Source organism: Kitasatospora sp. NPDC023120 (assembly GCF_055560835.1).
The window spans coordinates 42502-58276 of the sequence record NZ_JBVHHY010000026.1 but is presented as its reverse complement, the minus strand read 5'-3'; the positions used below and the strand labels follow the sequence as shown (position 1 = coordinate 58276).

Annotated in this window: 14 protein-coding genes; 4 read left to right on the top strand and 10 right to left on the bottom strand. The window is 75.5% G+C overall.

Features of this window, described 5'->3' with window-relative positions; all coding sequences use genetic code 11:
- Positions 1-223 precede the first annotated feature (223 nt).
- Positions 224-1231, bottom strand: coding sequence for an NHL repeat-containing protein (locus ACZ3TI_RS31615; RefSeq protein WP_465732262.1), 1008 nt, complete (start codon positions 1229-1231; stop codon positions 224-226).
- 255 nt (positions 1232-1486) lie between these two features.
- Here ACZ3TI_RS31615 and ACZ3TI_RS31610 point away from each other — a divergent pair, with 255 nt between their 5' ends.
- A complete protein-coding gene (locus ACZ3TI_RS31610) occupies positions 1487-2155 on the top strand; it encodes a hypothetical protein (RefSeq protein ID WP_465732260.1) in 669 nt (222 codons plus the stop codon).
- Positions 2156-2174: 19 nt separating this feature from the next.
- Here ACZ3TI_RS31610 and ACZ3TI_RS31605 read toward each other — a convergent pair whose 3' ends face one another.
- Together ACZ3TI_RS31605 and ACZ3TI_RS31600 are read right to left on the bottom strand one after the other, a co-directional pair.
- Positions 2175-3041, bottom strand: coding sequence for an NAD-dependent protein deacetylase (locus tag ACZ3TI_RS31605; RefSeq protein ID WP_465732258.1), 867 nt, complete (start codon positions 3039-3041; stop codon positions 2175-2177).
- A gap of 202 nt (positions 3042-3243) precedes the next feature.
- Complete coding sequence (locus tag ACZ3TI_RS31600; protein ID WP_465732256.1) at positions 3244-4005, bottom strand: maleylpyruvate isomerase family mycothiol-dependent enzyme; 762 nt, start codon at positions 4003-4005, stop codon at positions 3244-3246.
- 206 nt (positions 4006-4211) lie between these two features.
- On the opposite strand from ACZ3TI_RS31600, the gene ACZ3TI_RS31595 reads away from it, so the two are divergent.
- Positions 4212-4934, top strand: coding sequence for a Tat pathway signal sequence domain protein (locus ACZ3TI_RS31595; protein WP_465732254.1), 723 nt, complete (start codon positions 4212-4214; stop codon positions 4932-4934).
- A 72-nt stretch (positions 4935-5006) separates the two neighbouring features.
- Here the strand turns inward: ACZ3TI_RS31595 and ACZ3TI_RS31590 are convergent, their stop codons facing one another.
- The 7 genes from ACZ3TI_RS31590 to ACZ3TI_RS31560 all read right to left on the bottom strand — a co-directional run bounded on the left by ACZ3TI_RS31590 (position 5007) and on the right by ACZ3TI_RS31560 (position 14348).
- On the bottom strand, positions 5007-5777 hold the full coding sequence (locus tag ACZ3TI_RS31590; protein ID WP_465732252.1) for a methyltransferase domain-containing protein: 771 nt from the start codon (positions 5775-5777) through the stop codon (positions 5007-5009).
- 3 nt (positions 5778-5780) lie between these two features.
- The gene (locus ACZ3TI_RS31585; RefSeq protein ID WP_465732250.1) at positions 5781-6539 is read right to left on the bottom strand and encodes an SDR family oxidoreductase; all 759 of its coding nucleotides are present in this window, start codon (positions 6537-6539) and stop codon (positions 5781-5783) included.
- On the bottom strand, positions 6536-7399 hold the full coding sequence (locus ACZ3TI_RS31580; protein WP_465732248.1) for a TauD/TfdA family dioxygenase: 864 nt from the start codon (positions 7397-7399) through the stop codon (positions 6536-6538). Before ACZ3TI_RS31580 ends, ACZ3TI_RS31585 begins: the two co-directional genes overlap by 4 nt.
- Before the next feature lie 85 nt (positions 7400-7484).
- Positions 7485-8741, bottom strand: a complete 1257-nt coding sequence (locus tag ACZ3TI_RS31575) for an aspartate aminotransferase family protein (RefSeq protein WP_465732370.1) — start codon at positions 8739-8741, stop codon at positions 7485-7487.
- Between the two features lie 11 nt (positions 8742-8752).
- Positions 8753-12958, bottom strand: a complete 4206-nt coding sequence (locus tag ACZ3TI_RS31570; protein WP_465732245.1) for an AMP-binding protein — start codon at positions 12956-12958, stop codon at positions 8753-8755.
- Positions 12955-13539, bottom strand: coding sequence for a DUF6309 family protein (locus ACZ3TI_RS31565; protein ID WP_465732243.1), 585 nt, complete (start codon positions 13537-13539; stop codon positions 12955-12957). Before ACZ3TI_RS31565 ends, ACZ3TI_RS31570 begins: the two co-directional genes overlap by 4 nt.
- A gap of 11 nt (positions 13540-13550) precedes the next feature.
- Positions 13551-14348, bottom strand: coding sequence for a phytanoyl-CoA dioxygenase family protein (locus tag ACZ3TI_RS31560; RefSeq protein WP_465732241.1), 798 nt, complete (start codon positions 14346-14348; stop codon positions 13551-13553).
- Between the two features lie 406 nt (positions 14349-14754).
- Between ACZ3TI_RS31560 and ACZ3TI_RS31555 the strand changes: the two genes are divergently transcribed.
- Both ACZ3TI_RS31555 and ACZ3TI_RS31550 read left to right on the top strand, forming a co-directional pair.
- The gene (locus ACZ3TI_RS31555) at positions 14755-15435 is read left to right on the top strand and encodes a TetR/AcrR family transcriptional regulator (protein WP_465732239.1); all 681 of its coding nucleotides are present in this window, start codon (positions 14755-14757) and stop codon (positions 15433-15435) included.
- Between the two features lie 140 nt (positions 15436-15575).
- Positions 15576-15770: a DUF1918 domain-containing protein gene (locus ACZ3TI_RS31550; RefSeq protein ID WP_465732237.1), complete on the top strand. Its 195-nt coding sequence runs from the start codon at positions 15576-15578 to the stop codon at positions 15768-15770.
- Positions 15771-15775: the final 5 nt, after the last annotated feature.

Sequence of the window (15775 nt, the reverse complement as noted above, 5' to 3'; positions counted from 1 at the left end):
GCGCCACCCCCTCGCCCGACCGCCTGGCACGCCGACCCCGCCCTCCCGACCGCACCCCGGGGCACCCCCGGAACAGCCCCGCCCGGCCACCACGCCGGAGCGCGGGAGCCGGGCGGGAGCCCCGGGCGAGGGCCGGGCGGGAGCCCCGGGCGAGGGCCGGGCGGGAGCCCCGGGCGAGGGCCGGGCGGGAGCCCCGGGCGAGGGCCCTAGAGCGGCGGGTCCGTCACCGCTGCAGGTCGGCGAGCAGCAGGTTGGGGTCCGTCCGGGTGAAGTAGGCCGCGCTCGGGACGTAGACCGTCCCGCCGCGCACGGCCACCGAGGTCGGGTTGGAGAGCCCGTCGGCGCCGGTGAGGACGGTGTGGTGGCTGCCGTCGCCCGCGACGTAGACGGCCTCGGTCGGTGAGTTGAGGGCCGCGATCAGGGCGTCGCCGTGCCCGGTGAAGGCGAAGTCGTCGATGCCCGCGAGCCCGCTCGCACGGACCTCGGCGGGCTCGGCCGCGCCGTCGCCGCCGACGGGGATGCGCAGCAGGTTGCCGGTGTCGGTGTTGCTCACCCAGACGGCGCCGTGGTGCAGCTTGAGGCCGTTGGCGCCGAAGGCGGTCGTGGGCTTGAGCAGGGCGTCGTCGGACCAGGTGGTGGCGGTGCCGCCGTCCGCCGGGACGGCGTAGACGACGCCGAGCGCCGAGTCGGCGGTGTAGAGGAGGCCGTGGTGCTCGTCCAGGGCGAGTCCGTTGGGGAAGCCGGTGACGGGCAGGGCGGCGATCCGCTCGGGGGTGCCGTCGGGGCAGAGCCGCCAGATGCCGTTCAGGTCCTCGGTGCCGGTGGCGTAGCCGAAGTAGAGGGTGCCGTCGTGGGCGCGGGCGATCCCGGTGACGACCGCGGCGCCGATGAGCGGGGTGGCGGGCTTGGCGGGGGCGGGCAGGGTGGCGAGGACGGTGAGGTTGCCGCCGGTGTCGACCCGGCCGATCTGCCGGGCGAAGGACAGGGTGAGGTCGGCGGAGCCGTCCGGTTCGAGGGCGATGTTCTCGGGCTGCTGCCCCTTGTCCAGGTCGAAGTGGGCGACGATCCTGGGGTTGGACAGCGGCGGCGCGACGGCGACGGCGGGGGTCACGGCCAGCAGGGCGAGGGCGGCGCAGGCCGCGGAGACGGCGCCGGCGGCCCTGCCGGTGCGGGGCGAGCGGTGGAGCGGGCGGAGGGGTGAGCGGCGGGCCGCTCCGGGCAGGCGGGACATGGTCTCTCCTTGATCGACGGGGGTGGCGAGATCGCCTGCCCGCCAGCAGAACACCCTTGACTGTGCGTCACCCGCGATCGGCGGTCGCGCCCGCGGCAACATCCCCCGGTCGGTCGCCCCGCCGCCGCGGCCAGGCACCCTCCGGACGTCCGGAATCGGCTCATTTTGTGACGTGGCCCTGACTAGTTGGTTCGCATCCCGGTGTGATGTGATGTGCGCACACGGGGTGATGACCGCTGGTGGGGGTGGTGTGTGATGCGCAACGGACGGGCGTCGGGGCTCGACGGGGACGCGGCGTACCTGGTCGCCGTCGGACTGGTCCGGCTGGGCGCGCAGGAGTGGCTGGGCGCCGCGGGCGGGGCACCGGCGTGGGTGGGCGGACTGCGGGCGGCCTCGTTCGCGGACGCCTGGCTGGCGTTCGGCGACCCGGCCGCGCCCGGCCTGCGGGTGCCTGCGGCGGCTGCGCTGCGGGCGGTCGCCGGACGCGCGGCGGAGCTGGTCGTCCGGTCCTGCGCGGGGGACGAGTCGGCGGCCCTGGAGTGGCTGGGGCAGCGTTCGGCGGAGGCCCGCGAGCAGGCCCGCCGGGACGAGGTGTCGCACCCGGCCGAGCCCTGCGCGCTGACCCTGGTGTGGCACGGCGTCCAGGCGCTGCCCGCCGGGGACGACCCGTCCTACGTCCGACGGGTCGAGGAGCGCTTCGAGGAGCGGGTCGAGGCGTACGTCCGGGAGCGGCACCGCCGCCAGGACACCCTCGCGCTCGTGCTCGGCTGCACCCGCATCGCCGCCGCCGCCCTGGTCGAGCTGTGCGAGAACGATCCGGAGCGGGTGTGCCGGTGGTTGGAGCAGAACGCGGCCCGCGTCATGCCGCGCGGTGGGCCCGCGCCGCTGTGGGTGCCGGGACGGCTCTGGCAGCCGGCGGGCTGACGGTCGCGGCCGGCTCGGGTCAGGCGGCGCCCAGCAGCCGGGCCGCCTCGGTCATGGCCGTCCCGAGCGGGAGGTCGAGGCGGAGCGCGGCGAGGTCGTCCCCGCGGGTGGGGCCCTGGTTGACGATGGCGACGGGCAGCTGCGCCCGGGCGGCGCGGCGGACGAAGCGCAGGCCCGACAGGACCGTGAGCGAGGAGCCGAGGACCACCAGCGACCGTGCGGCGTCCACCAGCTCGTAGCACCGCTCGACCCGGGAGGCGGGCACGTTCTCGCCGAAGAAGACCACGTCCGGCTTGAGCACTCCGCCGCAGTCCGCGCAGGGCGCGACCCGGAACCCCTCCACCAGCTCCTGCGAGAGCTGCGCGTCGCCGTCCGGGCGCAGCTCGGCCCCGGGGCGGCGGAAGCCCCGGTTCAGCTCGTCGAGGCGCTGGTCGAGTTCGGCGCGCGAGCTGGTGCGTCGGCAGTCGAGGCAGACCACCCGGTGGAGCCCGCCGTGCAGTTCCACGGCCTCCCGGGTGCCGGCCGCGCGGTGGAGCCCGTCGACGTTCTGGGTGATGACCGCCGTGACGTGCCCCGAGGTGCGCAGCCGCTCCACCGCACGGTGCCCGGCGTTCGGCCGGGCCCGGGCGAAGGCGGGCCAGCCGGTGTGGCTGCGGGCCCAGTAGCGGCGCCGGGCGGCCTCGCTGCCGGTGAACTCCTGGTAGGTCATCGGGGTGCCGCTGCGGCGGCGGCCGGTGGCGCCGCGGTAGTCGGGGATGCCGGACTCGGTGGACAGGCCGGCGCCGCTGAGCACCACCGCGCCGCGCCGGTCCAGCAGCCGTACGAGCTCCGCGAGGCCCGCCGAGCCGACGGGGCCCTCCGGTCGGGTGGCTTCCGAGGCGTCCATACCGCCGAGGGTAGCCGCGCCCCGGTCGGCTCCGGGCCCGCCGCCCGCCAGCTCCTCGGGGGTGGCGGACGGCCGGCCGCGGATGGATCGGTCCCGGTCGACCTCGTCCCCGCTGGGGGCCGCCCGACGTCGAGGTGGACGCGGCGGAGCCACCGGTGTACGAAACCGTGTTGCCGCTGCACGACCGGTCCGGCGGGCCGGATCAGCCCCAGCCCGGCACCGGCGGCAGCGGCCACGCCGGCGGGACCGGCAGCGGGGTCGGCAGCGGACCGCCGTGGGCGGCCCGCGGGGCCGGACCGCGTCCGGTGAGCCAGGCGAGCAGCACGTGCCCGGGGCCGCTGACCGCCGGGCCGGAGGCGGCGAGGTTCCAGGCGCGCCCGAGGTCGGTGGCCTCCAGCCGGGCGACGGGGAAGTCCCGGGCGGCCAGTGTGGCGGTGGTCGCGTCGAGCGCCCAGGAGACGTAGCCGGTGGACCAGTCGGCCGGGCGGTGGCCGAGGTCGAGGTCGACGTGGTGGGTCTCGACCTCGCGCCAGGCGCGGTGGAGGGTGAACCAGGCGGGGTGCCGCCACCCCGCGAGCGCCGGGACGAGCGTGCTCCAGCGCTCGGCGGGCAGGGCCGCCGCCTCGTCGAACAGCCCGTCCAGACTGCGCCGCAGGTCGTCGACGAGCTCGGCCGCTGTGCGCTCGGCACCCTCGCGCAGTGCCCGGTCCAGCGCCGCCGCGTCGGCCCGCGGCCCGGGCTCGCCGCCCGTACGGGCCAGTGCCAGCAGCCACCGGTACGCGTCGGCGCCGCGCGCGACGTGCGTGATGACGTGGGCGCGGCTCCAGCCGGGAAGCGCGGACGGCTCGCGGGCCTGCCGGTCGGTCAGCCCGCCGAGGCCGGCGGCGAGGTGACCGGCGCAGGCGCGCACTTCGGCGAGCAGGCGGGCGAGTTCGGCATCGGAGGGGCCGGTGGCGGAGGTCACGGGCCCGTACTCTACGGCCCGACCGAAGGGGCTCGGTCCGGCACCCCCTTTCTTGTTGACGAAAAGTCAGCAAGTCCCGTCCATCTTCTTGACGGGGCACGGTCACAGCTCTAGAACGTAGTCAGATCCTCGACCGGTCCCCCCACCGCCCGGGAGCGACTCGAAAGGGTCGTCTTCTCGCCCCTCACCGAGGAAGAGGCTTTCCCATGCGCCTGAGCCGCCGCCTTGCCGTCCCCGCCGCCGCCGTCGCGGCCCTCTCCGCCACCGCGGTGCTCGCCGCGGTCGCGGCGCCCGCGTCAGCGGTGCCCGAGCACGCCGCGCCCGCCGTCGCCCGGCTCGCCGCCGGCCCGGTGCTCACCACCGGCGGTGCGGGCGGTGCCGCCGTCGCTCCGGGCGACGCGCTCGCCGCGCCGCTCGCCGCGGGCACCGTCGCGACCTTCTACTCGACCGCGACCAGCACCACCGGCGTCACCTGCGCCGTCTCGCAGCTCACCGCGAAGGCGCTGACCAACCCGGCGGCCCCGGGCTCGGCCACCGAGTCGCTGACCGGGCTGACCTTCGGCTCCTGCACCAGCAACGTCACCGGCGTCACCTCGGTGCGCAGCCTGACCGTCGGCAACCTCCCGTACGGCATGACCGTCTCCGACGGCCCGGGGCTGCCGGTCACCCTCAACGGCGGGTCGACCGGGGCGATCCAGGCCACCGCCGTGCTCAACAGCTGGTTCGGCACCATCACCTGCAGCTACCAGCTCAGCGGCGCGTTCACCGGCAGCGCCGACAACTCCGCGCACAGCCTCGCCTTCCGCACCGAGCACTTCGCCAAGAGCGGCGGCTCGGCGCTCTGCCCCGCCGACGGGTACTTCTCCGCGACGTACGGCCCGGTCACCGACACCTCGCAGCCGGGCGGCCCGGCGGTGTACGTCAACTGACCGACCGCCCGGGGCGGTTCACCCGGGGCGCGGCTGCGCGAGGCCGCCGCGCCCCGTGAACGGCGGCCCGCTTCAGCTCGGCGCCTCCCGGTGCCGCCAGCGCACCCGGTCCTCGGCGCCGGCCGGCCGGACCGGCCGCACCGACCGGACCGGCCGGGCTGTTCGCGCCGGAGCCCGGTAGCCCGCGCAGGAGAGGACCAGCATCTCGTCGGCCCCGGGCTGGAACTCGTACGCCGTCCGCTCCACCCGGCTGGGGACGCCGAGCCCCGCCAGCTCCCGGCGCAGCCGCTCCAGCCCCGGGTAGCGGACTCCCGTGTCGTACACCGTCAGCGGGAACAGCCGGACCTCCCGGCGCGCCACCCGCGCGAGTTCCAGCAGGGCCGCCCGGTGGAACTCCTCGTCCAGCCGGTTGCCGTACGAGAAGACCAGGTGCGAGCTGAGCACCAGGTCGAAGGAGTCGTCTCCGAAGGGGAGTTCGGGCAGCGAGCCGGCCACGTAGCGGTCCGGGCGGGCGGCGATGTCGGCCCGGAAGTCGCGGGCGCTGGCGGTCCACTGGCGGACCAGGTCGTCCACGTCGGCGTACCAGGTCCAGGCGTGGCCGGCCGTCTCCTTCACCAGCATCTCCCGCTTGAACGCGGTCTCCCGCTCGACCAGCAGGCCCAACTCCTCCCGGTGGTGGGCGTACTGGCGGTCCACGGCGACCGCGTCGACGCCCCGCCGCCCGGCCCCGGCGACGAAGCTCGCCGCACCGCCCGGGCAGTCCAGGACGCGCTGCTCCAGGTCGCGGTCGGTGAGCGCGAACATCGCCCGGTACTCCTCGAAGGAGCGTGCGCTGACCAGCACGGCTCACCCCCTTCCGACGAACGGCATGGTGGTCGGCAGCACGACCAGGGACTGGATGGTGGTGTCCGGCGGCTGGGAGGCCATCAGCACCAGTGCCTCGGTGAAGCGCTCCACCGGGATGGTCGCCTCGACCGCCATCGTCCCGTCGGCCTGCATCGCGGCCGGCTGCGGTCCGCCGTCGACGGGGGTGACGTTGCCGACGTCGATCTGCCCGCAGGAGATGCCGTACGGGCGGCCGTCCAGGGCGAGCACCCTGGTCATCCCGAGGACGGCGTGCTTGGCGGCCGTGTACGCGATGGAGTTGGGACGCGGCACGTGCGCCGAGGGCGCGCCGTTGTTGATGATCCGCCCGCCCTGCGGGGTCTGGGTGCTCATCACCCGGAAGGCCTCGCGGGCGCAGAGGAAGCCGCCGGTGACGATGGTGTCGAGCACCCGGTTCCAGTCCTCGAACGGGGTGTCGGTGATCGGGCGGCGCGGGGCCGCGGCGCCCGCGTTGTTGAACAGCAGGTCCAGTCGGCCGTACCGGTCCCGGACGGTGTCGAAGAGCCCGGCGACCTCCTGCGGGCTGCGGATGTCGGTCGGGACGGCGAGCACCCGGGAGGCCTCCGGGCCGGCCAGGGCGGCGGTCTCCTCCAGCGCGTCCTTGCGGCGCCCGGCGACGGCGACCGTCCAGCCGGCCTCCAGCAGGGCCAGCGCCGAGGCTCGACCGAGGCCGCTGCCGCCGCCGGTGACGATCGCGACCCGTCCGTGCGGTGCGGTCAACGCGCCCACTCCTCCCCCTCGTTCACCCAGACCCGCAGCATCCGCCGGGAGTACCGGCCGGGTTCGTCGATGAACGGCGAACGCCCGTGCAACACCCGGCTGTTGCGGATGATCAGCAGGTCACCGGCGGCCATCGGCAGGCCGAAGGCGATCTCCGGCCGGTACAGCACCTCGTCCAGGACACCCAGCGCCTCCCACTGACGGTCCGTCAGTTCCGGTCCGCCCCGGTCCGGGGAGGAGCGCACGGTACGGGTCTGGTAGTAGCAGCCGACCGTCCCCTCCTTCCGGTGGTAGAGGATCGGGGTGACCACCACTTGCGGGCCCGCCCGTCCGGTCCGGTCGAAGGTCCAGTCCTCGCACAGCGTCGCCAGCGCGTCCGGCCGCTCCCGCTCGATCAGGTCGTGGACGTGGCGCGCACTCGCCAGCTTGGTCAACCCGCCGCCGTCGAAGGCCGGCCGCAGGCAGAGCAGGACGAGCAGGTCGCAGGTGTCGCAGTGGAAGCCGAGTTCGGTGTTGCCGTCGCCGTCCTGGTCGCGCAGCACCGAGGTGAGGTCGCCGCGCCCGTTCTGCGGGACGATCCGGCCGTAGTCCCGCAGCAGGAAGGAGAGCGCCTCGGTGATCTCCTCCTCCGGGTGCGCCGGGTCCACCAGTCCGCTGACGTGCGTGATGCCGACCGAGGCGACGGCGTCCCCGACGAACTCCCGCAGCCGGGCGCGCACGGGCTCGGCCGCGCCCCACCGCCCGGCCCGCGCGTCGGCCCACAGCAGCCGCCGCTCCTCCTCCCCCAGTGGGAGCGACCAGAGCTCCCGCCGGGCCTCCAACTCCAGGCTGCTCCAGCCGATTTCCGTCATCGCTTCCATGGGTTGCTCCTTCCTGGCGGCTTCCGACGTGCCAGCGCCTTCCGGTTTCCTTACGCCTTCCCGCTTCCTTGCGACTTCCCGCTTCCTAGCGGCCTGCGGTCGTGACGGCCTTGGTCCAGAGCTCCAGCGCCTCGTCGACCTGCCCGGCCGTGACCACCAGCGCGGGGACCATCCGGACCACGTTGAGGTGGATCCCACAGAGCAACAGCAGCAGGCCGTGTTCGGCGGCGCCCTGCTGGGCGCGCCGGGCGGCCTCCGGGTCCGGGGAGCCGTCCGGGCGGCAGAACTCACTCGCGGCCATCAGCCCGAGGCCCCGGACGTCCGCGATCCCGGGCACCTCGGCGGCGACCGCCCGCAGCCCGGCCAGCAGCCGCACGCCCTGCTCGGCCGCGTTCTCCACCAGCCGCTCCTCGCGCAGCACGTCCAGGGTGGCCAGGGCGGCGGCACAGGCCACCGGGTTCCCGCCGTACGTTCCGCCCTGCGAGCCGGGCCAGGCGCGGCCCATCAGCTCCGCGGGCGCGGCGATCGCGGACAGCGGGAAGCCACCGGCCAGGCCCTTGGCGGTGATCAGGACGTCCGGCCGCACCCCCTGCTCGTACTCGTGGGCCCAGAACCGGCCGGTGCGCCCGAAGCCGGTCTGCACCTCGTCCACCACCAGCAGGATGCCGTGACGGTCGGCGCGCTCGCGCAGCCCGGCCAGGAAGCCGGGCGGGGCGGGGACGTAGCCGCCCTCGCCGAGCACCGGCTCGACGAACATCGCCGCGGTCTCGGCGGGCGCGGAGGCGGTGGCGAGGACCTCGTCCAGTCCTCGCAACGCGTGCTCGACCGCCTCCTCCTCGGACAGACCGAGCCGGAACGCGGCCGGGAACGGCGCGACCGCGACCCCGGGCATCAGCGGACCGATGCCCGCCCGGAACCTGGTGCCCGCGGTGGTGAGCGAGGCCGCGCCCATGGTGCGGCCGTGGAAGGAGCCCTCGAAGACGATCACGTTCTGCCGCCCGGTGGCGTGCCGGGCGAGCCGCAGTGCCGCCTCCACCGCCTCGGTGCCGGCGGTGGCGTAGAACAGCGAGTCCAGGCCGGGCGGCAGCACCTCGCCGAGCCGCTCGGTGAGGGTGAGCAGCCGGTCGTGCAGCACGGTGGTGTACTGCCCGTGGATCAGGCGCCCGGCCTGCTCGCGGACGGCCTCGACGATCCGCGGATGGCAGTGGCCGGCGCTGGTCACCCCCACGCCGGAGGTGAAGTCGAGGTACCGGCGGCCCTCGGCGTCGTAGAGGTGGAGGCCTTCGCCGCGCACGGCGACGACCGGGGTGGCCTGCTTGAGCACCGGGGAGAGCTGGGACACGGAACCTGCCTTCACGGGTGAGTCCTGCCGTCGGGGAAGCCTGCGGGGAAGCCTTCGGGAGAGCTGCCGGGAGAGCTGTCGGGAAAGGACCGACCGGCGGGCGGCAGGTAGCCGGCCTCGGCGGCCCAGGCGAGCGCCGCCGACCACCACTGCGGGGTCGGGGCGGCGAAGCGGACGCCCAGCCGGTCGAGCACCGCGGTGGTGTACGCGCTGTCCACCCGGACGTTGCGCTCCTCCTGCTGCGCCCAGGCGGCGGCCAGCCGGGCCGCCGTCGGGTGCCGCCGCTCGACCGCGGCGATCGCTGCCGCGAAGTCCTCGTCGTCGGTGAGCCGCACCCGGTGGCCGAGCCCGGCGAGCCAGCCGACCAGCTCGTCGTGCGGCACCTCGTACGGCGACTCGACGTGGTACGCGCCGGGTGCGGCGTACGGGTCGAGGGCGATCGCGGCGATCCCGGCGGCCACCGTGTCCACGTGCGAGAACGCGAAGGAGGTGTCCGGGCGGCTCGGGGCGGCGCCGGCCAGCAGGTAGCCGCGGATCAGCTGGTAGATCCGGTTGTCACCGGTGTTGGTCTGGAACGCGCCGGTCCGGCTGTGCGCCGCGATGTGCCCGCTGCGGTGCAGGTAGGCGGCGTGCCCGGTGGCGGCCCAGGCCCGAACGGCTTGCTCCGCACGGTACTTGGACCGCTCGTACGGGGTGCGGAAGTGCTGGCCGATCTCCAGGTCCGCCTCGCTGAAGCGGCGCGGCGGGCCGTCCACTCCGCCGGAGACGGCGAGCGTGGAGACGTGGTGGACGCGGGCCTCCGGGGCGTGCTCCCCGACCCAGCCGAGCAGTCGGCGCACCGCCGTGTGGTTGGTGCGCTCCAGCTCGTCGGGCGAGGCGACCAGCCGGACGTCCGCCGCCGCGTGCACGACGATCCGCGCGCCCCGGGCCCGGTCCAGCCCGGCCGGGGAGAGGCCGAGGCCGTCCCGGTCCACGTCCCCGGCGACGGCGTGGGCGGCGCGGGCCCCCAGCCGTTCCAGGGCTCCGGCGTCGTCCACGGCCCGCACCAGGCAGGTGACCTCGGCGCCGCGCCGCAGGAAGGCGTCCAGCAGGTGCTGCCCGAGGTAGCCGGTGGCGCCGGTGAGCAGCACCCGGGCGGGCTCGCGGACTGTCGCCCGGGCGGTCGGCGGGGCCCCGGGGTGCAGCAGCTGGCCGGAGGTGGACAGCGGGGTGCGGACGGGCCGTACCCGCGCGTCCGGGGTCCCTGCCCCGGCGGCGACGGCTGCGGCGAACGCGCCGGCGATCCGCTCGGCGGTGGCGTGCGGCAGTACCGGCCACCCGTACACCAGGTCGGCGACCAGCCGCTGCTCCACGATCCTCGCGGTGAGCCGCAGTCGGTACAGCGGGTCACCCCCGGCGCAACGGGCGACCCCGGCCTGCTCCTCGGCGACCGTCCAGTCCAGCGCGGGCTCCTCGGGCAGCCGGAAGGTGCCGAGGAAGTTGAACCCGGCGGCGGGCCGCTCCCCGGGCGCGTCCATCGGGCGGACGGGCGCCTCGCGCAGCCGCCGCGCCACCGTCTCGGGGTCCGCCCCGGCCGCCAGCTCGACGTGCTTGACGGCGGTGAACCAGCCGACGGTGTCCAGGAATTCGCCCGGATCGCCCGTGGCGTCCCGGCCGTGGGTCTCGACCTCGACGGCGAAGCGGGGGCTGCCGTTCCAGCCGGTGACGGCTGCGGCGAAGGCGGCCAGCAGCGCGGCCTCCAGACCGGCGCCGCCGCCATGCCGCGCGACCAGCCGCGCGGTGGCCTCCGCGTCGAGCGCCCAGCTGAGCGCGGCGGGCTCCGCGGCGGGCTCCGCGGTCGGCTCCACAGCGGAGGTTCCGGCATCGGGCGCCGGCGGCGCGGCGGCCGCCCACGCGTAGAAGTCCGCCGTCGGCGGCAGGTCGGTCGGCTTCCGGTCGAGCACCGCCCGGTAGGCGTGCGCCAGGTCGTCCAGCAGGATCCGCCAGGACAGCCCGTCGACCACCAGGTGGTGCCCGATCAGCGCGAGCCGGTCGTCGGTCCCGGGCGTGCCCGAGAACAGGTGGACGCGCAGCAGCCGACCGGCCGACGGATCGAGGCTGCGGTGGAGTTCGGTACAGACCCCGGCGATCGTGTCGGCCGTCGTGTCGGCGAGCGGGCCGGCCGTGCGCGGGATCCGAGAGTAGGAGACCGGGTCGAGGCCCGCCACCGGACGGGGCTCGCCGCAGCCGTCCGGGGAGACCGGGCGACGCAGCGCCGGGTGGCGTTCCAGGACGGCCGCGACCGCCGCCGAGAGCGCCGCCGGGTCCACCGCCGTACGGCAGCGCAGCAGGACGGACTGGTTCCAGTGCCGCACGTCCCGTACGGACCGCTGCCGGTACAACCAGCGCTGGGCCGGGGCGAGTCGACCGGCACCGCCCTCCCCGGTGCGCGGGACCGGGACGGCGGGGGCGGCCGGGACGGCGGCGGCTGCCAGGCCCTCCGCGGTCGGGTGCCGGTAGAAGTCCTCGTAGGCGACGCGCAGGCCCGAGCGCCGCAGGAAGGCGATGGTGCGCATGGCGAGGATGGAGTCCCCGCCGAGGCCCAGCACGTCGGCCCGCGGACCGACGGCGGGCAGCCCGAGTGCGCCCGCCCAGAACCGGGCGATCTCCCCGGCCAGTCCGGTCGCCGCCGTGCCCGACGACTCCGCTCGCGCCTCGACCAGTTCGGCGACCAGCTCGCCCAGCCGCTGCCGGTCGAGCTTGCCGTTCGGCCCGACCGGGAAGTCCGGGAGCACCAGGATCGGCTGCGGCACCGAGTAGCCCGGCAGCCGGTCCCGCAGGTATCCGCCGAGGCTCTCCACGACCTCCGGTCCTCCCGACAGCCGTACCGCGCCCAGCAGTTGGCTGCCGACGGCGGTCTCCCGCAGCAGCACCGCCGAGCGGAGGACGCCCGGGTGCCCGTCCATGGCCCGCTCGACCTCGGCGAGGTCCACCCGGTGGCCGCGCACCTTCACCTGGCGGTCCACCCGGCCCAGGAAGACCAGGTCCCCGTCCGCCCGGCGGCGGCACAAGTCGCCCGTGCGGTACATCAGTTGGCCGTCGCGCCAGAGGAAGCCGCGGGCGGTCTCCACCGGCCGCCCGAAGTACCCGGCGGTGACGCCGCGGCCGCCGATGAGCAGCTCCCCCACCTCGCCGTCCGGCACCGCCCGCCCGGCGCCGTCCACCACGGTGAGCAGCACCTCCCCGATCGCGGTGCCGATCGGTACGGTCGGCTCCTCGTCGGGCAGTCGGCGGGCGTCGGTGACCGGCAGGCAGGTGGCGCCGACGGTGGTCTCGGTCGGGCCGTAGTGGTTGACCAGCCGGGCGGTGGTGCCCCCGTCGAGCAGGGCGACGGCGAGCGGGCGCGGCAGCGGTTCGCCGCCGAGCAGCACGGTGTGCAGCGGCGGGGAGCCGGCCGGACGGCCCTCCAGCAGGGCGGTCAGGTGCGAGGGGGTGGTCTTCAGCACGTTCACCCCGGCCTGCCGCAGCGAGGCCCAGAACGCCTGCGGGTCGCGCACCACGCCGTCCGGGACGACGTGCACCGAGCCGCCGGTGGCGAGGGCGAGCAGCCAGGAGGTGTGGCCGAGGTCGGCGGCCAGCGTGGTGACGTGCGCGGTGCGCGGCGCGTCCGCCTCGGTGAAGGCCAGTCGCCCGGCCAGCGCCTGCGCGTAGTGCACGGCGTTGGCGTGGGTGACGGCGACCGCCTTGGGCTCGCCGCTCGACCCGGAGGTGAAGGAGAGGTAGGCGAGGTCCTCGCCCGGCACCTCGATCGGGGGTACGGGCAGCTCCGGCAGCGCCTCGACGTCCACCACCTCCCCGCCGAGCCCGCCCTGCGTCGCGAGCACCCGCCCGACCCGGACGGCTGCCAGCCGCCGGGCGAGGTCGGCCGCCGACCAGTCCGGGTCCGCGAGCACTGCGGCCGCGCCCGAGCGCAGCACCCCGTGCAGCAGCACCAGCATCCGGGCGTCCCGGGGCCCGACCAGGGCGACCCGCTCCCCCCGCCCGGTGCCGGCCGCGGCCAGCCGGGCGGCGATCCGGCCGGACGCGGCGTCCAGCGTGCGGTAGTCGACGGTGCGGGTACCGTCGCTCAGCGCGGTCCGGTCCGGGTGCGCCCGGGCGAGGCGGGAGAGAAGCTCGGGCAGCGAGCGCGCCGACCGGGCGGACGGCGCGGACCGGACGTGCTGCGTCGTGGCTGTCACGCCGACTCGTCCCCCGCCCGGCCCACCCGACCCGCCCGGTCGGGCACCCGCCCGGCCGGTGCCCCGGGGTCGCCCACCAGGTACCCGTCCAGCACCGCCCGGGCGGGCAGCCGCCCGGCCAACTCCCAGGCCAGCATGCGGTGTAGGCCGTCGAGGTGGATCAGCCCGGCCCGCACGGACAGATCCCCGTAGTCGGGGTGGTCGACCGGGGCGGTGCTGAGGAAGACCGGCGTGAACGGGGCCCACCGCAGCAGCCGCAGCTTCGCCGCGCAGACCGGATTGGCGGCAGTCCAGGCGGCCCCGCCGGAACGGACCCGCTCGGCGGCCTCGGCCACCGTGAGCCCGGAGCGCGGTACCAGCTCGAGCTCCCCGCCCTCGCTGAGGTGCCAGGGCAGCACCACGCCCAGGACGTCCGCCCGCGAGAGCCGGACCCGCCACCAGCCGCCGGAGTTGCGGTCGGCGCGTTCGAGGTTCTCCTCGCCGTACATGTTGCTGTTCGCCTCGTGGGCCCGCTCCACCGGGTGGTCCCGCAGGTAGGCGTCGTGCACCTCGGAGTAGGCGACGGCGGTGACGATCTCCACGGCAGTGCTCCTCAGACGGTTCCGGTGTACTCGGTGAAGTGCCGTTCCGCGAACAGTTCGGGCCACTGCCCGTCGGCCAGGTCCAGTTCGCGGGCGCGGGCGAGCATCTGCCGCCAGTACGGCTTCACCGGGCGCCAGCGTGCGCCCACCTGGCAGTAGGAGGCGTCGATGAAGTACCGGGGCCGCCCCGGTCCGTCCGGCGCCGGCCTGCGGGTGTGGAACAGCGCCGAGTTGAGCAGCACCGTCGAACCGGGCGGCAGCCGGTCGATGACCACCTCGCCCGGCAGTTCCGCGGTGCCGCGGTGGGCGAACGCGGACTTGCCGAAGGTGCTCCGGTGCGAGCCGGGCAGCACCGCCAGGCAGCCGACCCGGTCGTCCAGCCCGCCGAGGTAGTGCAGCGCGTGGACCATCAGCAGCGACGGGTCGGAACGGTCGTTGGGCTCGCAGTCGTGGTGCCACGGCTTGCCCGGGATCCCCGGGGACTGGCGGTCGCTGTGCAGGTGGTGGAAGACGAAGGACGGTCCGAGCAGGCGGGTCAGCATCCGCAACAGCGGCGGGTGGGCGAGGAGTTCGCCGTGGGCCGGTAACTCCAGTTCCAGCAGCGGCGGCGGGCCGTTGCGGACGGGGTCGGCGCAGGCCGCGATCGACCGGGCCCGCAGGCCCTCGTCCACCCACCGGTCCACCTCGGGGACGAGCCGTTCGCGCAGCACCTCCGACAGCAGGCCGGGCAGGACCAGGTACCCGGACTCCAGGAACTGCCGGCGGTACTCGGTGTCGAGGGCCTCACGCCCTCCGTAGGACAGCGTCACCGAACCGACCCCCTCCTTCCGTTCGACGGGACGAACAACGGGACGTGGCACGAGCAGGGAGGAACACGGGACACACAGGATCATCCAGACGTCCGGTGGCGACGGAACGCCCCGACGGCACGCCCGTCGACGGAATGCCCGTCACCGTCGTCACGGTCATCAGGGCCGCCACGGCTGAATCGCGGTCACCACGAAGAGGCATGCGTCGATCACGCAAAGTAGTACGCCCCAGGAGTATGAACCGGTCCTCGCGTCCACGACAAGGCCAACGCCAACCCGTGGACACCTTCCCGCCACCGTTCCGTTCAGCTCCGGCCACCAGTCGCTTCCTCCCCCACGGAGAACTCCGGCCCCCTCCCGCCCCGGTGATTCGCCGCCGGAACAGCGGATGCGGCAGAGTGAGGCCATGAGCACGGAGTTCCGGAGTCACGAGACAGCGAGCCGGACGGCCCCGGCGGTCCGGCGGCGCCCGGTCCAGCAGCGCAGCCAGGAGCGGTACGGCCGCATCCTGGACGCCTGCGCCGGACTGCTGGACGAGGTCGGGGCGACCGCGCTCACCACCAAGGAGGTCGCCCAGCGCGCCCAGGTGCCGATCGGCACCCTCTACCAGTTCTTCGCCGGCAAGGAGGACCTGCTGGCCGCGCTCGCCGGCCGCAACCTCGACCAGTACCTCCAGCGCCTCGACGCCCGCCTCGCCGCGGCCGCGCCGGTCGGACCGGCCGCCTTCACCGACCTCGCGGTGGAGGAGTTCGTGGCGATGAAGCGCGCCGTGCCCGGCTTCGGCCAGGTCGACTTCGGGCTGGCCGGCCCGGTCGTCCCCGCCGGGGTCCGGGACGACCGGCACCTGCTGGACGCGGGCGTGGACAACAACACCGCCGTCGCGCTGCGCCTGCAGGCGCTCGGCGGCGAGGTGTTCCGGGCGGGCGACCCGGCGGCCGTCACGCTCACCCTGCGGGTCGCCCTGGAGGCCGCCGACGCGGTGCTCAAACTGGCCTTCCGCGGCGACCCGAACGGCGATCCGACGCTGATCGCCGAGTGCAAGCGGCTGGTCCGCGGCTACCTCGCGCAACAGCTGCCCACCGGCTGACACCCGGCCCGGCCCTCCCGCTGTTCCCCCGCGGTTCCCCGCGTCCCGTCCGCCCGAGGCGTTGCGAGCCCGCCGCCCCCGCAGCACAGTGGATAGCGGAACGGCCGCGGAGGCGGCGACCACGACCCGAGGAGAAGGCCATGCACGCAGCGGTAGGTGACCAGCTCCACATCCACAGCAGGTCAGTGGGCATGGTGGACCAGAAGGGCGAGATCATCGAGGTGCGCGGCGCCGACGGCCAGCCGCCGTACATGGTCCGCTTCGACGACGGCCACGAAGGCCTGATCTACCCCGGCCCCGACTGCAACATCGAACCGCGTCTGGCAGAACGCTGACCGAC